A 16,048-nucleotide genomic window follows, 5' to 3' on the forward strand; every position below is an offset into this window, starting at 1 on the left:
AAAGCGGCGGCCTGTCATTGCAATGTCAAGTTCCGGGACCTACGTCTTCGGCGTTCGAAACCTGCCCGTTCGGCCGGGCACATGCTGGAGGCACTGAATGTTCGATCCCAAGAAGCTTCTCGACGATCTGCTCGGCTCGCAAATTCCCGGCACCAGCGGCACCGTCCGCGACAAGGCTGGCCAGGCCGTGCAGATGGCCAAGGACAATCCGCTTGCGGCCGGCGCGCTCGCGGCCGTGCTGCTTGGAACCGGCGCCGGGCGTCAGGTGACAGGCACCGCGGTGAAGCTCGGCGGCCTGGCCGCGATCGGAGGTCTCGCCTACAAGGCCTACCAGAACTACAAGGCCGGCAATACCCCGGAGCAGGCGCCCGCGGCCGGCGAACCGGAATTGCTGCCGCCGCCCAAGGACACCGCCTTCCACCCTTCGCAGGCGCCGCAAGGCGAGGATGAGTTCACGCTGACGCTGGTTCGCGCGATGATCTCGGCGGCCAAGGCCGACGGCCATGTCGACGTCGAGGAGCGCAAGAAGATCGCCGGCAAGCTCAGCCTTGCGGGGATCGGCGCCGATGCCGAGAAATTCCTGATGGCGGAGCTGGAAAGCCCGCTCGACCTCGACACGCTGGTCGCGGGTGCCCGGACCGACGCGCAGAAGCTCGAGCTCTACACCGCATCGCGGCTCACCATCGATCCCGATACACGCGCCGAGCGCGGCTATCTCGACCTGCTGGCCGGCCGGCTCGGTTTGCCGGACGCGCTGGTCGACCATGTCGAGGCGACGGTTTCGGCGGCCAAGGTTCCGGCTGGCAAGGCAGGCACCTCGCCCAACCCGCGCTGGTAGGCCAAAACGGCACAGAGAGCCGTTTACCTTTCGTTAACTCAGGAAGCGCATGATTCTACACAGTCGGATCGGCTTTTCCTCCTCCCAAGCCCGGTTCAGATCAGGGCGGTCGCCAATGACCGCCCTTTTTGTCGGCCCTTGCCGGGCTTTCTTCGAAAACCTGGTTCCACTTTTCGAGGGCATACCCCGGCGGGTAGTGTCTCAGTTTGAAATTGATGTCGCGCATGTCGCGGACCGCGCCGTCGCACACGTTTTGGTCGATGAGCGATCTTTGCGCGAAGATGGACGCGATAGCGTGGAAGCCGGGAAAGCGTGGGCCGTACAAAAAGCGTGCCAGTGGCGATTAGCGCATTGGCAACTTCTTGCGTACACACTATGTTCTAGTGACAAATCAGCAGGAGGCACGAATGGACGACCACAACCTTTCTAGACTCGTTGAGCTAGCAAAGGGCGTTCACATGAACGACGAGCAGCGCAACGAACAGCGCAACAGCTTCGTGTACGGAAACACGAAGATCGAAAATAGCAATGTGACGCGTGAACTGGTGGAAGAAATCTCACATCGTGTGCCGAGAGAAGCTGTCCACGGCTGATAGAGGGTAAAGCGTGGCGGTCGATCACAACACACAGCTTGAGATCGAAAATGGATTCCGCCAGTACGACCTAACGCTAGATGTCATTCGATACTATTTGGAACCCGATCGGCCATTCGCCCTTCGGGTTCCTTTAATTTTGGACCTACAGCGAGAGGCTGTTAAGGGAATTGAAGCGGAGCCTGGGGAAATACGCAAAAACCCTGTCGGCATTCATAAGAGCAAGCATACGCCGCCGCCGCCCCATTTGGTGACAACTCATCTCACCGAATTTTGTGATTACATAAACGACAATTGGCATGAGCGAACTGCATTTTACCTGTCGGCGTATGCCATGTGGAGGCTGAATTGGATTCATCCCTTCACAGATGGAAACGGCCGCACCTCGAGAGCACTATCATACGTATTGTTGAGCATTAAATTGGGTTACGTAATGCCAGGGTTCCCGGCCATCCCTCAACAGATTGAGACCGATAACAGCCATTACATTGAAGCTCTCGAAATGGCCGATGAGGCTGCTCGCAATGGCGAGGAGGACATCAGTGAGATGGAGAAAATGATTCGCGCGATGCTCGCGAAACAGCTCCTCTCCGTTATAGACCAAGCTGGCGGTCAAATTTCAACCTGAGGCACTACCTCCTGGCGGCCGCGCTTGCCATCGCTGCCGTCATTTGCGATGCCTTCTGCCGAGCAAAATCCCTGAAAATCAGGCACGCGCGGCGCAGCCGGAGGATATCTGTCATGACCGAGCAAAAAACCGCCATCGTCACCGGCGCCGGGACGGGTATCGGCAAGAGCGTTGCCACGGCGCTGCTCAAGACCGGCTGGAACACCGTGTTCTGCGGACGCCGCAAGTCGGTGCTGGATGCCGCCATCGCCGAGGCCGGCCGGACCGAGGCCAGGGCTTTGGCGGTCGCCTGCGACATCAGCAAGGCCGGCGAGGTCGACGATCTGTTCGAGACGGTGGCGGAGGCCTTCGGCCGTGTCGACCTGCTCTTCAACAATGCCGGCATGGGTTACAAGTCGACGCCGATCGACGAGATCCCGGTCGAGGTCTGGAATGATATCGTCGGCGTCAATCTCACCGGTTCGTTCCTGTGCGCCCGCGCCGCCTTCGGCGCCATGCGCAAGCAGCGGCCGATGGGCGGCCGCATCATCAACAACGGCTCTGTGTCAGCCTATGCGCCGCGCCCGGGCTCGGTGCCCTATACGGCGACCAAGCATGCCATCACAGGACTGACGAAGACGCTGGCGCTCGACGGGCGACCCTATGACATCGCTTGCGGCCAGATCGACATCGGCAACGCGCTGACCGACATGGCGCAGCCGATGACCGTCGGCGTGCCGCAGGCCAACGGCTCCATCGCCGCCGAAGCGGTGATGGACGTCCAGCGCGTCGCCGACGCCGTCGTGCACATGGCGAGCCTGCCGCTCGACGCCAATGTGCTGTTCATGACCGTGATGGCGACCAAGATGCCGTTCGTCGGGCGTGGTTGAGCGGAGGGCACCGGCAGGGCTTTCGCCGCTTCATTTTCCCGCCAGCGGTACGCCGGGCTTGAAGAGCAGAATGGGCCTGATCTCGTAGACGGCGGTCGGATTGACGCGGCGAAGGTCGCGGGCGATGGCGATTGCCTCGTCCCGCGTGGCGCAGTCGACGACATAGAGGCCGAGCAACTGTTCCTTGGTCTCGGCGAACGGGCCGTCGATGATCACGCCGTCGCCAGGGCCGCGCAAGGTGCAGGCATCCTGTGTCGCTCCCAGACGGGCGGACGGTCCAAGCGTGCCTTCCTCATGAAGCCGGGTGTTGATCTTGAACAGCTCGGCCATCAGCGCCGCATCTTCTTGCGGCGTCAGCGCCTTGATCGCGTCTTCCACGTGATAGGCAAGGATTGCATAAAACATCTAAGGGCATCCCGGTTCGATCCTGATCTCAGGACCGTAACCGTTCCCGACATGGACGCACAGTCTTGGCCGTGAGCCTCCGGACGGATCATGACATCGACATGGCGGCCGGCCGCAAACCATCCGAAAATGGCTCCGGCCTGCTTTGAGGCCTACTTGGCCAGGAACGCCCCGATCCGCTCCAGCGCGCGCAAGATGTTCTCCTCGGAATTGGCGTAGGAGAGCCTGACATAGCCTTCGCCGAGAATGCCGAAATCGGGGCCGCCGATCAGCGCCACGCCGGCGTCGTCGAGCAAAGCGGAGGCGAGCTTCTTTGCCTTCCAGCCGGTCTTCGACACGTTGGGGAAGGCGTAGAATGCGCCCTTGGGCGTGATGCAGGAAATGTTTGGCAGAGCGTTCAGTCCCTCGACCACGACCTTCCTGCGGCGGTCGAAGGCGCGCATCATGGTGTCGACGTCGTCCTGCGGGCCGTCGATGGCGGCGATGCCGGCGAACTGGCTCGGCGCGTTGACGCAGGACCAGCAATTGACCGCCAGCTTGCGCACCTTGTCGTAGAGACGCGCGCCCTTGTCGCCGTTCGGCCAGATCGACCAGCCCATGCGCCACCCGGTCATCGCCCATGTCTTGGACCAGCCATTGAGCACGATCAGCCGATCGCGGATCTCGGGATAGCCGAGCAGCGAGCAATGCGTCTCGCCGTCATAGGTCATGACGTCGTAGATCTCGTCGGAGAGGATCGCGACATCAGGATGCTTCTCCAGTCCCTTGACCAGCTTTTCGATCTCGGCACGCGGCGTGACGCCGCCGGTCGGGTTGGCCGGCGAGTTGAGGATCAAGAGCCTGGTCTTCGGGGTGATCAGCGCCAGCGTTTCTTCCGCCGAGAAGGCAAAGCCGTTTTCCTCGCGCATCGGCACGGGAATGGGGGCGGCACCGGTGAATTCGATCATCGAGCGGTAGATGGGAAAACCGGGATCCGGATAGAGGATTTCCGCGCCGGGTTCGCCGAACATCAGGATGGCGGCGAACATGGTCGGCTTGCCGCCGGGCAGGATCATCACCGTCTCGGGCGAGACCTCGACGCCCGTGGTGGTCAGCGTGCGGCGAACCACCGCTTCGCGCGTTGCCAGAATCCCGTTGGCGGGTGTGTAGCCGTGATGGCCGTCACGCAGCGCCTTGATCGCAGCCTCGACGATATGCTGTGGCGTCTTGAAGTCCGGCTGGCCGATGCCGAGATTGACGATGTCGCGGCCCTGTTGGGCAAGTGCGGTCGCCCTCGCGAGCACCGCGAAGGCATTTTCCTCGCCGAGACGGTCGAAGGCCGAAATCGTGTGGAGCATTTTTCCCGTCCATGTGGTTCTTGCTGTGAGGTCGTGTTTTTGTGAGCTTCGGCCCGCAAAAGTCAAACGGATTGGAGTCTTCGGTGTCGGAAAATCTCGCGAATTGGCAGCCTCGCCCGCGTCCGGAGCGCAAGGCGATCGACGGTCGCTATGTCCGGCTTGAACCGCTGAGCGCCGCAAGGCACGGTGATGGGCTCTATGAAGCGTCTTCCGTGTCCGATGTCGACGGCCGCTTCGCCTGGCTGCCCGACTATCCGCCGGAAACCCGCGCCGCCTTCCAGCCCTGGCTGGACAAGGTCGAGGCCAGCGAGGATCCGCTGTTCTTTGCCGTCATCGACAAGGCCAGCGGCAAGGTCGCCGGACGCCAGACGCTGATGCGCATCGATCCCGCTTACGGCGTCATCGAGATCGGCAACATCTATTGGGGGCCGCTGATCTCGCGCAAGCCGGGCGCGACGGAAGCGCAGTTCCTGTTCATGAAATATGTCTTCGACGACCTTGGCTATCGCCGCTACGAATGGAAATGCAACAACCGCAACGAACCGTCGAAGCGCGCCGCGGAGCGGTTCGGCTTCAAGTTCGAGGGCATTTTCCGCCAGCACCTCATCGTCAAGGGTGAAAACCGCGACACCGCATGGTATTCGATCATCGACAAGGAATGGCCGGCCCTTCGCAAGGCCTATGAGGCGTGGCTCGATCCGGCCAATTTCGATGGCGACGGCCAGCAGAAGCGGCGGCTCGAGGATTTTCGCTCGCAGTTCGGGGCGTGAGCTGAATTCAGGGCTCAACGGGAGTTTGCCATTTGGCGCATACCCATTCCCACGACCACGGCGGCCATGATCATGGCGGTGCCGGTCACGTGCATGGCTCCACCGACAAGAAGCGTGTGCTGGTCGCGGCCTGCCTGACGGCAGGGTTCATGGTGGCGGAAGCGCTTGGCGGCCTCTTCACCGGGTCGCTGGCCCTGCTGGCCGATGCCGGCCACATGCTTGCCGACGCCATCGCGCTTGGCCTTGCCTGGTATGCCTTCCACCTTGCGGGGCGGCCGGCGACCGGCCAACTCACCTACGGTTTCGGCCGGGTCAAGACCCTGGTGGCCTACACCAACGGCATCGCCATCTTCGTCATCGCGCTGTGGATCGTCTACGAGGCATGGAGGCGCCTGCAAATGCCTGCGCCGGTGCTGGGCGGACCGATGCTGGCGGTGGCGATCCTCGGCCTCCTGGTCAATATCGCCTCCTTCCTGGTGCTGCATGGCGGCGACCGCGAGAGCCTCAACATGCGCGGCGCCATCCTGCATGTACTGGGCGACCTGCTCGGCTCGGCGGCGGCGATCGTGGCGGCATTGGTGATCCTGGCGACCGGCTGGACGCCGATCGACCCGATCCTGTCGGTGCTGGTCTCGCTGCTGATCCTGTCGACGGCATGGTCGCTGATGCGCGCCGCAGCGCACGTGCTGCTGGAGGGCGTGCCGCCAAGCCTCGACCGGGATCTCATCGCCAGTGATCTCGCGGTAACGGTGAAAGGCGTGCGCGAAGTGCACCATATGCATATCTGGTCCATCGACGGCTCAAGCAACATGGCCACACTGCATGCCTGCCTCGACGAGGGCGTCGACGCGCATCAGGCGGTCAGCACCATAAAGAAGCGGCTTGCCAGCGAGCACGGCATCAGCCATGCCACCGTGGAGCCGGAATTCGGCCAATGCGCCGACGAGGGCGACGACCACGATCATGGGCACGATACGGCCCCGCATCACGACCACCACCACTAGGTTCGATCCGTTGATATCGATCGGCCTTGCCTCAGGAGTTCCAAAGCTTTGAAAGCCAGCCCGACGAACGCCTGCTGTCCCGGTGCCGCATGATGGACCGCGACACCAGGAACGCGGCTATTGCCGCGCTGTGGATCATGCTTCTGTTCGGCATCGCGGCCTTCTACCTGCCGACTGTGATGCTGGCACTCGGCAGTTTTTCGACCGTGCTGGCCGGCATCTTCGGCATCGTTTTCGTGCTGGCGTTTTTCCTCGTGTTCTGGCTGCGCGCGCGCAGCCAGCGCAAAAATCAGGGCAAGTAAGGGATATCTGACATGCGCATTCTGATCACCGGCGCCGCGGGCATGGTCGGCCGCAAGCTCATCGCCAGGCTGGCCAAGGACGGCACGCTGCGCGGCAAAAAGATCACCGCGCTCGATTTGCATGACATCGTGCCACCGCAGGCCCCGGCCATGGATGGCGTGAGCATCGACACCCATACCGGCGACCTTGCAGAAGCGGGCGCCGCCGAGAGCTTGGTGGCGTCGCGGCCGGATGTCATTTTCCATCTCGCCGGCATCGTGTCGGGCGAGGCGGAATCGAATTTCGATCTTGGCTACCGCGTCAATCTCGACGGTACGCGCGCCCTGTTCGATGCCGTCCGCCTGGCGGGTTTTGCGCCGCGCGTCGTCTTTACCTCGTCGATCGCGGTGTTCGGCGCGCCGTTCCCGGATGTCATCCCCGATGAGTTCCATCCGACGCCGCTGACCTCCTATGGAACGCAGAAGCAGATGAGCGAGGCGCTGCTGGCCGATTATTCCAGGCGCGGCTTCTTCGACGGTATCGGGATCCGGCTGCCGACGATCTGCGTGCGGCCCGGCAAGCCGAACAAGGCGGCCTCTGGCTTCTTCTCCGGCATCATCCGCGAGCCGTTGAGTGGCCAGGAGGCGATCCTGCCGGTGCCGCGCTCGGTCGTGCACACCCATGCCAGCCCGCGCTCGGCGGTGAACTTCCTGATCCATGCGGCCGAGATCGACGGTGCCGCCGTCGGGCCGCGCCGCAACCTGACGATGCCTGGCGTCGCCGTTACCGTCGGCGAGCAGATCGAGGCGCTGGAGCGCATCGCCGGGCCGAAGACGGCAGGCCTGATCCGCGAGGTGCCAGACGAGACGATCTGGGCGATCGTCAAGGGTTGGCCGACCCGCTTCGAGGCAAGACGCTCACGAGAACTCGGCTTCAGCGCCGAGAAGAGTTTTGACGAGATCATCCGGGCCCATATCGAGGACGAGCTGGGCGGCAAGATTCCCGGTTAGGAGTTTACCATCCCCATCCCATTCTTATGGGATGGCCTAGACGCTGCCCGTCAAGCTCGCCGACAAAAGCAGCAATCCGAACAGGAAGACAAAGGCGGCGCCGCCGATCTCGACGATCGAATGGATGCGGTTGCCCATACGGCCGTCGCCTGCGAAATACACCGCCCAGTTCTTGGCGGTCACGGCGAGCGTCGCCAGGGCCGAGACGGTAATGGCGGTGCCCAGCGACATGGCCAGCACCGACAGCAGGCCGCCGAGCCAGAGCCCGTTGAGCAGCGCGAAGCTGAGCACGATCAGCGCGCCGGAGCAGGGGCGGATGCCTACGGCCGCCACCGCCGACCAGGCGGTGCGCCAGTCGAAGCGATCACCCGACAGCAGCGCCGGATCGGGCGCATGCGAGTGGCCGCAGGTTTCGCAGACCTCGCCCGCCGCATGATCGTGATGCGCATGGTCGTGATGTCCATGATCGTGTGTGCCGTGATCATGATGGTGGTCATCCGCGCCATGGCCGTGATGGTCGTGCGAATGGTCATGAACATGGTTGTGATCGTCATGCACCTGCAGCGCGTGCGAACGGGCATGCGCCGAATGGCTGTGCGCGGCATGCGAATGGCCGGCGTGGGAATGACCGGCATGGGAGTGGCCCGCATGAGCCGCGGAAAGACTGTAGGCAGGTGCTCGGCCGAACAGGCGCAGGATGGAAGGGCCGAGCTTGCGCCACAACAGCCAGGCGCCGAACAGGGTGACCAGGGCAAAGCTCATGATCTCCATGAACCAGGCCGCGTCTGTCATCGAGATGGTGGTGCCGCGCAGGACGAAATAGGCGAGCAGCATGACCACGATCGCCGTCAGGCCCTGCAGCAGGGCCGAGACGAAGGACAACAGGATGCCGCGCCGCAGCGCCACTTCATTGGCGACCATGTAGGACGAGATCACCGCCTTGCCGTGGCCGGGGCCGGCGGCATGGAAAATGCCATAGGCGAAGGACAGGCCGATCAGGATCCAGATTTTGCTGCCATCCTGGCGCATCGCCTTCATGGCGCCGGCAAGAGCGCGGTAGAATTCCTGCTGCCGCAGGTTGATCCACATCAGGATGTGGGCGAACGGACCGGTGGTCGGCGCCATGCCGTCATTGACGCCGATGCCGAGCGAACTCTGGGCGTGCGCGGCGTTGGCGAAATGCATCGCGGCAAAGGTGAGGGCCAACAGGCCGAATGCCAAACGCAGGGACGGTTTCGTCACCGGCTTCATCCTTCTGGCTGACAGGTCAGTTCGAGCTTGGTGGCAAAGATCTTGCTCATGTCGGTGCCTGTCGGGTCGTTGAAGAAGGCATCCGTCAGTGTCTTCTGGTTTTCCTTGATGGCCTCATCCGGATCCGGACGGATCACCTTGCTGGTGCAATTCGACGGCAGGCCCTCGACCGTGATGTTGGAATCCTCGGTGAAGTCGATCGCCGTGTAGAAAGTCGGATCATAGACGCCGATGTCGATCGTGCCGGTCAGCTTGATCGGCGCCTTGGGTTCGGACTCGAACAGGATGATCAGCTGGTCGTTGTCGAAATTGGCCATCAGGTGTGGAGGCGGCACCATCGTCACGTCCTTGCCGTTCTGCGTGACGAGCTGGAAATAGTTGAATTCGGCCAGAGAGGCATGGACGGTGTCGGCGACATCCTTCAGCTCCTTGTCGTCAAGCTTCAGGTCCGAGTTTTTGTCGAACTCCATCATGACAGTACTCGAAAACAGGTCGTCGAAGCGCCAGAGATGGCGCAGCGCTTTCACACTTTGGTGATCCGGGGACAGGATCACATCGAGCCGCGCCTCGGCGAAGACGTGCGGATGCACGTAAGCCGGTCCCGTGGCGGCGAAGGTCGCCACCAAGGCCGAAGCCAGTGTGATTGCGTGCCGCTTGAGATGCATTCCCGGTCGCGATTCCCTTGGCTTTGGAGAGGAACCGAAGGTCACCAGAAAGGGGGCGAAATTGGGACCGCCAGTGCGTGTCACCCAAAAGTGCGCAGCGGTTTTGGGGCGACGACACGCACCAAGCCCAAAGCGTGTCACCCAAAAGTGCGCAGCGGTTTTGGGACGATGACACGCACCAAGCTCAAAGCGTGTCAGCCAAAAGTGCGCAGCGGTCTTGAGGTAACGACGGGCACGCTGCGAGAATTCGAGGCCGCTCACGCGATCTCACGCGTCCTGAACCACTGCACCAGGAAGTCGACGAAAACGCGGACCTTGGCCGGCAGATAGCGGCGGTGCGGGTAGACGGCGAAGATGCCGCCGCCCGACAGGATTCGGTCATCGAGCGCCGTCACCAGCTGGCCGCTCTTGAGATCGGGAGCGGCGATGAAATCCGGCAAGATGCAAAAGCCAAGTCCGGAAATGGCGGCGGCCCGCGCCGCCATCGGGCTGTTGACCTCGATCGGACCCGACACCGCGACGCTCAGCTGATCGTTGTTGTCGCCCTTGAACGGCCAGTTGTTCAGCCCGCGGCCATTGGTGTCGACGATGCAGGGCATGTGGCCGAGATCCTGCGGCCGCGTCGGCATGCCATGCTTGGCGATCAGTTCGGGAGAGGCGCAGAGTTTTATCGAGAATGGCGCCAGCCGCCTGGCGATCAGCGACGAATTCTCCAGGCGCGAGATGCGCACCGCGAGGTCGAAGCCTTCCTCGACCAGGTCGACGAAGCGGTCGTCGAGCTGGATGTCGAGCACGATGTCGGGGTGCTGCTTGGCGAAGTCGATCAGCGACTGGCCGATCGGCGCATCGGCGAAAGTGCGCGGCGCCGACAATTTGATCCTGCCGCGCACGTCGCCGGAGGATTCGCGCACGGCGTCCGCCAGGCTGTCGACCTCGCGCACGATCTCCGAGGCGCGCCGGTAGTAGGTGTGGCCGGCCTCGGTCATCGAGAACTGGCGCGTGGTGCGGTTGAGCAGCAGCGCGCCGAGTTCGTCTTCCAGTTCGCGCACATATTTCGACAGCAACGCCTTGGAGCGGCCGATCTTGCGCGCCGCCGCCGAAAAGCCCTCGGCCTCGACGACGTCGATGAAGGCGCGCATGCGGGTCAGTGTGTCCATGGTTCAGGCCCTCTTTGCTGCGTCGAGAAGTTTTCGGCCGAGCCGTATCAGGGCAACGTCGCTGCCGGAAGGGCCAAGCAGCGACAGGCCGAACGGTGCGCCGGCGACAGAGCCGATGGGCAAGGTGATCTGTGGAAAGCCTGAGAGCCCGGCCAGACACAGAAGATGCAGGGCTCGCTCGCGATAGGCCTGGAACTGCTCCGGCGTCGAGTCGACATAGGGCGCCGGGCCCGGCACCGTCGGCAGGATGAGGAAGCCGTCCTTGCCGAGCAGGGCGGTCAGTTCGCCGCGAAAGGTCAGCCGGCGCACCTTCTCGGCCTGCGCTGTCCGGTCGTCGACGGCGCGGCCGAAGCCGAAACGCTCCTCGACGCCGGGGCCAAGGTCGCGCTCGCCGCTGGTGATCCATTCGCCATGCACGCCCCAGGCTTCCTTGGCCTGCAGGCGGCGAAAGCACCAATAGAGTTCATCCGGGGAAGAAGAGAAGTACGTCGTTGGCGTCGCCAGCGCACCGAAAACCGCGCCCGCCAGTGCCTTCATCCTGGCATATTCGATGAGCGCAGGGCGCGCCACCATCTCGTCCAGCCAGGTGAGCGACAGCGGGCGGTCCAGCGAATGCAGGTGAGGGTCGCGGCCAAGCAGCAGTTTGCCGACGGTCTCGTAGGTCTCGATGTCGTCGGCGAACCAGCCGAATGTGTCGAAGCTTGGTGCCAGCTTCATCGTGCCATCGAGCGAAATGCGGCCATGCGTGGTGCGCAGCCCGATCAGCCCGCAAAAACTCGCCGGCGCACGGATCGAGCCGCCGGTGTCGGAGCCGGTGGCAATGTCGGCCAGCCTGCCCGCCACCGCCGATGCCGACCCCGACGAGGAGCCGCCGGTGACGCGGTCGGGGGCCGCGGGATTCACCGGAAACGGAAAATGCGCGTTCTGGCCGAACAGCGCGAAGGCAAGCTCGTCGGTCTGGGTCTTGCCGGCGAAGCGTGCTCCGGCCTCGAGAATCGTCTGCACGGCGTGCGCCGTGCGCGAGGCGGCCTGGCCCTCGGCGAACTTCCGCAAATTGCCACAGCCGGTGCGGTAGCCGGCAACATCGTAGATGTCCTTGACGGCCAGCCGCAGGCCGGCGAGCGGGCCGAGTTCGGCGTGCGCCACCGGCATCTGGCGAAGATCGAGGAAGGCGTTGTAGGGGCCGTGCGTGCCTGTCATCGTTCGATATCCGGATACGGTTTTCCCAACATTGTTCGATGCCAGAAATTTTACAACCTGCGATACGATTTTTATTGATTGTGAAACCCTTCGCTCCTATATCGCGCTTGCCCAAAGTCGCACGTGCCTGTGGGTGTCCGCCGATCCTCGAATGGTGAGGGAAATCGGTAAGGTAACTGGAGCTAACCCCTCCAGTCGGTTTAGCGGCCAACCGCCAGACCGAGGACACCTTGAAGCAACGACGGTGCGGGCCTTTCTGGTTCTCTGCCGGTTGTCCAAAGACCGGGGTTACTGAAGAGGCACACCTTCATTGCCGGCAGTGCGGAACGGGGTTCTCCCAATCCAAGCCAAGGCAGACAAAGCGAACCGAAGCCGGGCAAGGCTAGGTTCATCGCCGCGAGACGGCGTTTCATGGTTCCGGGGTCTCCACCGGCTGGTTCCATGGAATTTTCGTCCCGCCTTTGTTTGACCGCGTGTTCGCGAGGCCGACAGCCCGCGTCCGCACCCTTGTGTGCGCCGAAAGGCGTGATGGAGAAACCCGATGGCTACTCAGCGCATCCTCGACTTCCTCGCCACCCGACGTCCGTCCGGCCCCTGCCTGGTCGTCGACCTCGATGTCGTGCGCGACAATTTCCGCGCCTTCGAGAAGGCGCTGCCCGATTCCAAGATCTACTATGCGGTGAAAGCAAACCCGGCGCCGGAAATCCTGCGCCTCCTTGCTGCGATGGGCTCGTCCTTCGACACCGCTTCCGTTGCCGAAGTCGAGATGGCGATGGACGCGGGTGCGCCCGCGGACCGCATCTCCTTCGGCAACACCATCAAGAAGGAGCGTGACATCGCACGCGCCTACCAGCTCGGCATCCGCCTGTTCGCGGTCGACTGCGTCGAAGAGGTCGAGAAGATCGCCCGCGTCGCTCCCGGCGCGCGCGTGTTCTGCCGCGTGCTGACCGACGGCGAAGGCGCCGAGTGGCCGCTGTCGCGCAAGTTCGGCTGCGTGCCTGCCATGGCCGTCGACGTGCTGCGTCATGCCAAGGGCCTTGGTCTCGATGCCTATGGCGTGTCGTTCCACGTCGGCTCGCAGCAGACCGACCTGACCGCCTGGGACCGCGCGCTGGCCGACGCCAAGAAGGTGTTCGCCACGCTCGCCGAGGAAGGCATCGTCTTGAAGATGGTCAATATGGGCGGCGGTTTCCCGACCCGTTACCTCAAGGACGTGCCGGTGGCACAGGCCTACGGCCAGGCGATCTTCTCGGCGCTGCGCAAGCATTTCGGCAACGCGCTGCCCGAGACCATCATCGAGCCGGGTCGCGGCATGGTCGGCAATGCCGGTGTCATCAAGTCGGAAGTCGTGCTGATCTCCAAGAAGGCGGACAATGACAATGTGCGCTGGGTGTTCCTCGACATCGGCAAATTCGGCGGCCTCGCCGAGACCATGGACGAGGCGATCCGCTACCCCCTCGTCACCCGCCATGACGGCTCGGAGACCGCGCCTTGCGTGCTCGCCGGCCCGACCTGCGATTCGGCCGATGTGATGTACGAGAAGACGCCATATCCGCTGCCCTTGTCGCTGACCATCGGCGACGAGGTGCTGATCGAAGGCACCGGCGCCTACACGACCACCTACTCGGCGGTCGCGTTCAACGGCTTCGAGCCTCTCCGATCCTACGTGATCTGACGGCGCTTTCTCAGCGCATTTTCGAACGGCGAACCGGTCACAACTTCGCCTGAAAATGCGCTGAGAGCCGGTCGGATCATCCCAGGTGGGCGCTTGTCGTCCACCCGGGTCTCGCTTGTGGAACAGATCTCCGCTCGTGAAGGATTGCGGAAATGGAAATGTCAGTTGAAATCGTAGCTCATGCGCCGGCCTTCTCCATGGTCGCCGAAACCGCCGCCGACATGGCTATGCGCGAAGCCTTGCTCGATCGTGCCATGGGGCCGAAGCGCAAGACCAAATCATCGGAGAAGCTGCGGCGTGGCCGCCGGCCCTCGGAAGGCCTGGCCTTCGTCGCGCGCGATGCGTCGGGCGGCGTGGTCGGCACGGTGCGGCTGTGGGATGTCACGCTGGGCGAGGGTGGTCCGGCAGCGCTGCTGCTTGGCCCGCTCGCCGTCGATCCGTCGCTCAAGAATGCAGGCATCGGCTCGGCGCTGATGCGGCATGCCGTGGCCGAAGCAGCGCGTCTCGGTCACGCGGCGATCCTGCTAGTTGGCGATGCGCCCTACTATGGACGTTTCGGCTTCTCGGCCGCCAGGACCGGTTCGCTCGCCATGCCGGGACCTTATGAGCGGCACCGCCTTCTGGCGCTAGAGCTGGTGGGCGGCGCGCTCGACGGCGCGCACGGCACGCTGAAGGCTTCCGGTCGCAAGCTGAAGGCGCCGGCGCCGACAATGGCGGCCTAAGCGCCAAGCCTGCTCAAAACAAAACGCCGCCCGAAAAGGCGGCGTTGTTCGTGGGCCATGAGCCCATCGCTGCAATGGAGTCGGCTCAGCCAATCAACTGGCTGAGCGCCATGGCGACGGTCATGTCGCCTTCGACTTTGATCTTGCCGGTCATGAACGCCATGGTCGGGTTCAGATCACCGGCAATCAGCGAGTCGAGATCGTCGAGCGAGAGCTTGATGGTGCAGTCGGTCGGGGCATCGGTGTTCGAGACGGTCGCGCCGTCGATGACGATGACGCCGTCGCTGCCGGTGTCGAATTTCACGGAACGATCGAATCCGCTGCTGGCCACGCGCGACTTGATCTTCTCGGCAATCTCCTGAACGCTCACGCTGTTCTCCCTGTCTGGTTGCATCTATCGCGCAGGGCATTTCGGTCCGGCTGAAGCCCACGCAGCACTTCGCGATCATGGTCGCTGGCGCATATAGCTTTGGATTGACGTTTACGTCAACGCGGATTGCGGAGACTGGTTCCTATCGCCGCACCGGGTGAAGTGTCGGGACCAGCCATGCCGGCCAGTGCCGCTCAATGCGCGCTGGCCGGCTTGGCCGCCTCGGGCGCCGTGGTGCCGGCATCCTGCCGGCGGCGCAGCCAGTTGTCGCGGATCTCGTCCTTGCTCAGGAAATTGACCTGGTCGATCAGAACCTCATGCACGAGGGTTGAGCCGACGCGGGTGTTGACGGTGTCGCGGATCGCGGCGCGGAAGGCGTCGAGGTCTATCGCCTCCTTCTTGCCGAAGTCGATCTGGGGGTGTGCGTAGAGATAGCTGTAGACCTCGTCGGTGATCAGCGCCTCGGCCGGAATCGACAGTTTTTTTATCTGCTCCGGCTCGACGGTGTAGACGAGCTTGGCCAGGAAGTAGCCGTCGATCCTGGAATCGTGGATCAGCGGCACCGAAATGATGTCGGTCTTGACGTAATCCAGCCCACCCAGCATCGGCTTGGGTTTCTCGCCGACGCCGCGGTCGCCCGCGGCCTGGAACGAATAGAAGACCGCGCCGAGCGTGGCGGCGCAGACCCAGACCGCGATGGCGATGACCTTTATCATTCGGAACTCGAGCCCGGCATCACCGCGCTCTAGAGCCTGTTCCATCCCGATTCAATCGGGATGGGGCTCTATCTCTTTGTTTGAGCATGATCTTTTCCAAAAACCGGCATCCACTTTTCGGAATCATGCTCTAGCCCTTCATCCGGCCGAACTCGCCGGCGGAGTAGGTGCCGTCGGTTTCGGCGCGCTGGATGGCGCTGCGCAACAGGTTGGCGACCTCGTTGACGGCGCTCAGATGCGCCAGGATCGCCGCCTCGTTCTTCACCAGTTTCTGGCGCAGCCGGGTCAGGCCCTCGCGGTGCTGTTCGAGGAACTCGGCTTCGCTGCCGCCCTTCATGGCGCGGGTCAGTTCGTAGAGATAGCGGCTCTTGCGGGCGTTGGAGGCCTTGAGGTCATAGCCGGTATCGCTGCGGATGCCGGCGGTCTCTTCCTCGACCACCTCCTCGATGCGGCCAATGATGGCGGCAAGGTTTCCAGGCCGCGCGAACGGGATCGGAGCCTCCGGCGCGGTCGTGCGCGCTGGCAGGTTGGCGGTGAATTCGGAAGAGTCGGCCAT

General features: G+C 63.2%; 19 protein-coding genes. 10 read left to right on the forward strand and 9 right to left on the reverse strand.

The genetic code is table 11. The features are described from left to right. Positions 1–97: 97 nt before the first annotated feature. The 4 genes from AC07UC_RS11045 (at position 98) to AC07UC_RS11060 (ending at position 2,928) form a co-directional block, all read left to right on the forward strand. Positions 98–838 (forward strand): tellurite resistance TerB family protein, encoded by a 741-nt coding sequence (locus AC07UC_RS11045; protein ID WP_494905668.1) that lies wholly within the window; start codon positions 98–100, stop codon positions 836–838. Positions 839–1,245: 407 nt separating this feature from the next. After that, complete coding sequence (locus tag AC07UC_RS11050; RefSeq protein ID WP_128363691.1) at positions 1,246–1,431, forward strand: hypothetical protein; 186 nt, start codon at positions 1,246–1,248, stop codon at positions 1,429–1,431. 13 nt (positions 1,432–1,444) lie between these two features. Beyond that, on the forward strand, positions 1,445–2,059 hold the full coding sequence (locus AC07UC_RS11055; protein WP_494905670.1) for a Fic family protein: 615 nt from the start codon (positions 1,445–1,447) through the stop codon (positions 2,057–2,059). Between the two features lie 113 nt (positions 2,060–2,172). Beyond that, complete coding sequence (locus tag AC07UC_RS11060) at positions 2,173–2,928, forward strand: SDR family oxidoreductase (protein ID WP_494905672.1); 756 nt, start codon at positions 2,173–2,175, stop codon at positions 2,926–2,928. A 30-nt stretch (positions 2,929–2,958) separates the two neighbouring features. Here the strand turns inward: AC07UC_RS11060 and AC07UC_RS11065 are convergent, their stop codons facing one another. Next, positions 2,959–3,333, reverse strand: coding sequence for a YciI family protein (locus AC07UC_RS11065; protein ID WP_202326003.1), 375 nt, complete (start codon positions 3,331–3,333; stop codon positions 2,959–2,961). A gap of 152 nt (positions 3,334–3,485) precedes the next feature. Beyond that, a complete protein-coding gene (locus tag AC07UC_RS11070; protein WP_494905674.1) occupies positions 3,486–4,670 on the reverse strand; it encodes a pyridoxal phosphate-dependent aminotransferase in 1,185 nt (394 codons plus the stop codon). Positions 4,671–4,753: 83 nt separating this feature from the next. On the opposite strand from AC07UC_RS11070, the gene AC07UC_RS11075 reads away from it, so the two are divergent. From AC07UC_RS11075 to denD, 4 genes are all read left to right on the forward strand, one after another. Continuing rightward, positions 4,754–5,440 carry a GNAT family N-acetyltransferase gene (locus tag AC07UC_RS11075; protein WP_140771802.1) on the forward strand — a complete coding sequence of 229 codons (687 nt, stop codon included), beginning with the start codon at positions 4,754–4,756 and terminating at the stop codon, positions 5,438–5,440. 32 nt (positions 5,441–5,472) lie between these two features. Further along, positions 5,473–6,444: a cation diffusion facilitator family transporter gene (locus AC07UC_RS11080; protein ID WP_494905677.1), complete on the forward strand. Its 972-nt coding sequence runs from the start codon at positions 5,473–5,475 to the stop codon at positions 6,442–6,444. 89 nt (positions 6,445–6,533) lie between these two features. Then, positions 6,534–6,746, forward strand: coding sequence for a hypothetical protein (locus AC07UC_RS11085; protein ID WP_140772773.1), 213 nt, complete (start codon positions 6,534–6,536; stop codon positions 6,744–6,746). A 12-nt stretch (positions 6,747–6,758) separates the two neighbouring features. After that, the gene (denD, locus tag AC07UC_RS11090) at positions 6,759–7,736 is read left to right on the forward strand and encodes a D-erythronate dehydrogenase (RefSeq protein WP_494905679.1); all 978 of its coding nucleotides are present in this window, start codon (positions 6,759–6,761) and stop codon (positions 7,734–7,736) included. Positions 7,737–7,772: 36 nt separating this feature from the next. Here the strand turns inward: denD and AC07UC_RS11095 are convergent, their stop codons facing one another. The 4 genes from AC07UC_RS11095 to AC07UC_RS11110 all read right to left on the reverse strand — a co-directional run bounded on the left by AC07UC_RS11095 (position 7,773) and on the right by AC07UC_RS11110 (position 12,009). Next, positions 7,773–8,987 (reverse strand): nickel/cobalt transporter, encoded by a 1,215-nt coding sequence (locus tag AC07UC_RS11095; protein ID WP_494905682.1) that lies wholly within the window; start codon positions 8,985–8,987, stop codon positions 7,773–7,775. Next, entirely contained in the window at positions 8,984–9,652 is a 669-nt protein-coding gene (locus tag AC07UC_RS11100; RefSeq protein WP_140771796.1) for a DUF1007 family protein, read from the reverse strand. Before AC07UC_RS11100 ends, AC07UC_RS11095 begins: the two co-directional genes overlap by 4 nt. Positions 9,653–9,909: 257 nt before the next feature. Next, on the reverse strand, positions 9,910–10,809 hold the full coding sequence (locus tag AC07UC_RS11105; protein ID WP_140771795.1) for a LysR family transcriptional regulator: 900 nt from the start codon (positions 10,807–10,809) through the stop codon (positions 9,910–9,912). 3 nt (positions 10,810–10,812) lie between these two features. After that, the gene (locus tag AC07UC_RS11110; protein ID WP_494905684.1) at positions 10,813–12,009 is read right to left on the reverse strand and encodes an amidase; all 1,197 of its coding nucleotides are present in this window, start codon (positions 12,007–12,009) and stop codon (positions 10,813–10,815) included. A 541-nt stretch (positions 12,010–12,550) separates the two neighbouring features. On the opposite strand from AC07UC_RS11110, the gene odc2 reads away from it, so the two are divergent. Both odc2 and AC07UC_RS11120 read left to right on the forward strand, forming a co-directional pair. After that, positions 12,551–13,684 carry an ornithine/lysine decarboxylase gene (odc2, locus tag AC07UC_RS11115; protein ID WP_056578400.1) on the forward strand — a complete coding sequence of 378 codons (1,134 nt, stop codon included), beginning with the start codon at positions 12,551–12,553 and terminating at the stop codon, positions 13,682–13,684. Between the two features lie 152 nt (positions 13,685–13,836). Beyond that, complete coding sequence (locus AC07UC_RS11120; RefSeq protein WP_494905685.1) at positions 13,837–14,406, forward strand: GNAT family N-acetyltransferase; 570 nt, start codon at positions 13,837–13,839, stop codon at positions 14,404–14,406. Between the two features lie 85 nt (positions 14,407–14,491). On the opposite strand, the gene AC07UC_RS11125 is transcribed toward AC07UC_RS11120, so the two are convergent. The 3 genes from AC07UC_RS11125 to AC07UC_RS11135 form a co-directional block, all read right to left on the reverse strand. After that, positions 14,492–14,776, reverse strand: coding sequence for an SCP2 sterol-binding domain-containing protein (locus AC07UC_RS11125; protein WP_013529756.1), 285 nt, complete (start codon positions 14,774–14,776; stop codon positions 14,492–14,494). A 194-nt stretch (positions 14,777–14,970) separates the two neighbouring features. Next, positions 14,971–15,492: a hypothetical protein gene (locus tag AC07UC_RS11130; RefSeq protein ID WP_140771792.1), complete on the reverse strand. Its 522-nt coding sequence runs from the start codon at positions 15,490–15,492 to the stop codon at positions 14,971–14,973. Positions 15,493–15,622: 130 nt separating this feature from the next. After that, positions 15,623–16,048: a hypothetical protein gene (locus tag AC07UC_RS11135; RefSeq protein ID WP_140771791.1), complete on the reverse strand. Its 426-nt coding sequence runs from the start codon at positions 16,046–16,048 to the stop codon at positions 15,623–15,625.

It is taken from the genome of Mesorhizobium sp. GW821-FHT04C10 (assembly GCF_059420305.1).

What these genes read in the sequence shown, in the direction of transcription:
- AC07UC_RS11050 (WP_128363691.1), top strand. Translation starts at nt 1,246, where the DNA reads ATGGACGACCACAACCTTTCTAGACTCGTTGAGCTAGCAAAGGGCGTT.
- AC07UC_RS11110 (WP_494905684.1), bottom strand. Translation starts at nt 12,009, where the DNA reads ATGACAGGCACGCACGGCCCCTACAACGCCTTCCTCGATCTTCGCCAG.
- AC07UC_RS11045 (WP_494905668.1), top strand. Translation starts at nt 98, where the DNA reads ATGTTCGATCCCAAGAAGCTTCTCGACGATCTGCTCGGCTCGCAAATT.
- AC07UC_RS11095 (WP_494905682.1), bottom strand. Translation starts at nt 8,987, where the DNA reads ATGAAGCCGGTGACGAAACCGTCCCTGCGTTTGGCATTCGGCCTGTTG.
- AC07UC_RS11130 (WP_140771792.1), bottom strand. Translation starts at nt 15,492, where the DNA reads ATGATAAAGGTCATCGCCATCGCGGTCTGGGTCTGCGCCGCCACGCTC.
- denD (WP_494905679.1), top strand. Translation starts at nt 6,759, where the DNA reads ATGCGCATTCTGATCACCGGCGCCGCGGGCATGGTCGGCCGCAAGCTC.
- AC07UC_RS11105 (WP_140771795.1), bottom strand. Translation starts at nt 10,809, where the DNA reads ATGGACACACTGACCCGCATGCGCGCCTTCATCGACGTCGTCGAGGCC.
- AC07UC_RS11120 (WP_494905685.1), top strand. Translation starts at nt 13,837, where the DNA reads ATGGAAATGTCAGTTGAAATCGTAGCTCATGCGCCGGCCTTCTCCATG.
- AC07UC_RS11085 (WP_140772773.1), top strand. Translation starts at nt 6,534, where the DNA reads ATGATGGACCGCGACACCAGGAACGCGGCTATTGCCGCGCTGTGGATC.
- AC07UC_RS11065 (WP_202326003.1), bottom strand. Translation starts at nt 3,333, where the DNA reads ATGTTTTATGCAATCCTTGCCTATCACGTGGAAGACGCGATCAAGGCG.
- odc2 (WP_056578400.1), top strand. Translation starts at nt 12,551, where the DNA reads ATGGCTACTCAGCGCATCCTCGACTTCCTCGCCACCCGACGTCCGTCC.
- AC07UC_RS11135 (WP_140771791.1), bottom strand. Translation starts at nt 16,048, where the DNA reads ATGGCCGACTCTTCCGAATTCACCGCCAACCTGCCAGCGCGCACGACC.
- AC07UC_RS11060 (WP_494905672.1), top strand. Translation starts at nt 2,173, where the DNA reads ATGACCGAGCAAAAAACCGCCATCGTCACCGGCGCCGGGACGGGTATC.
- AC07UC_RS11100 (WP_140771796.1), bottom strand. Translation starts at nt 9,652, where the DNA reads ATGCATCTCAAGCGGCACGCAATCACACTGGCTTCGGCCTTGGTGGCG.
- AC07UC_RS11070 (WP_494905674.1), bottom strand. Translation starts at nt 4,670, where the DNA reads ATGCTCCACACGATTTCGGCCTTCGACCGTCTCGGCGAGGAAAATGCC.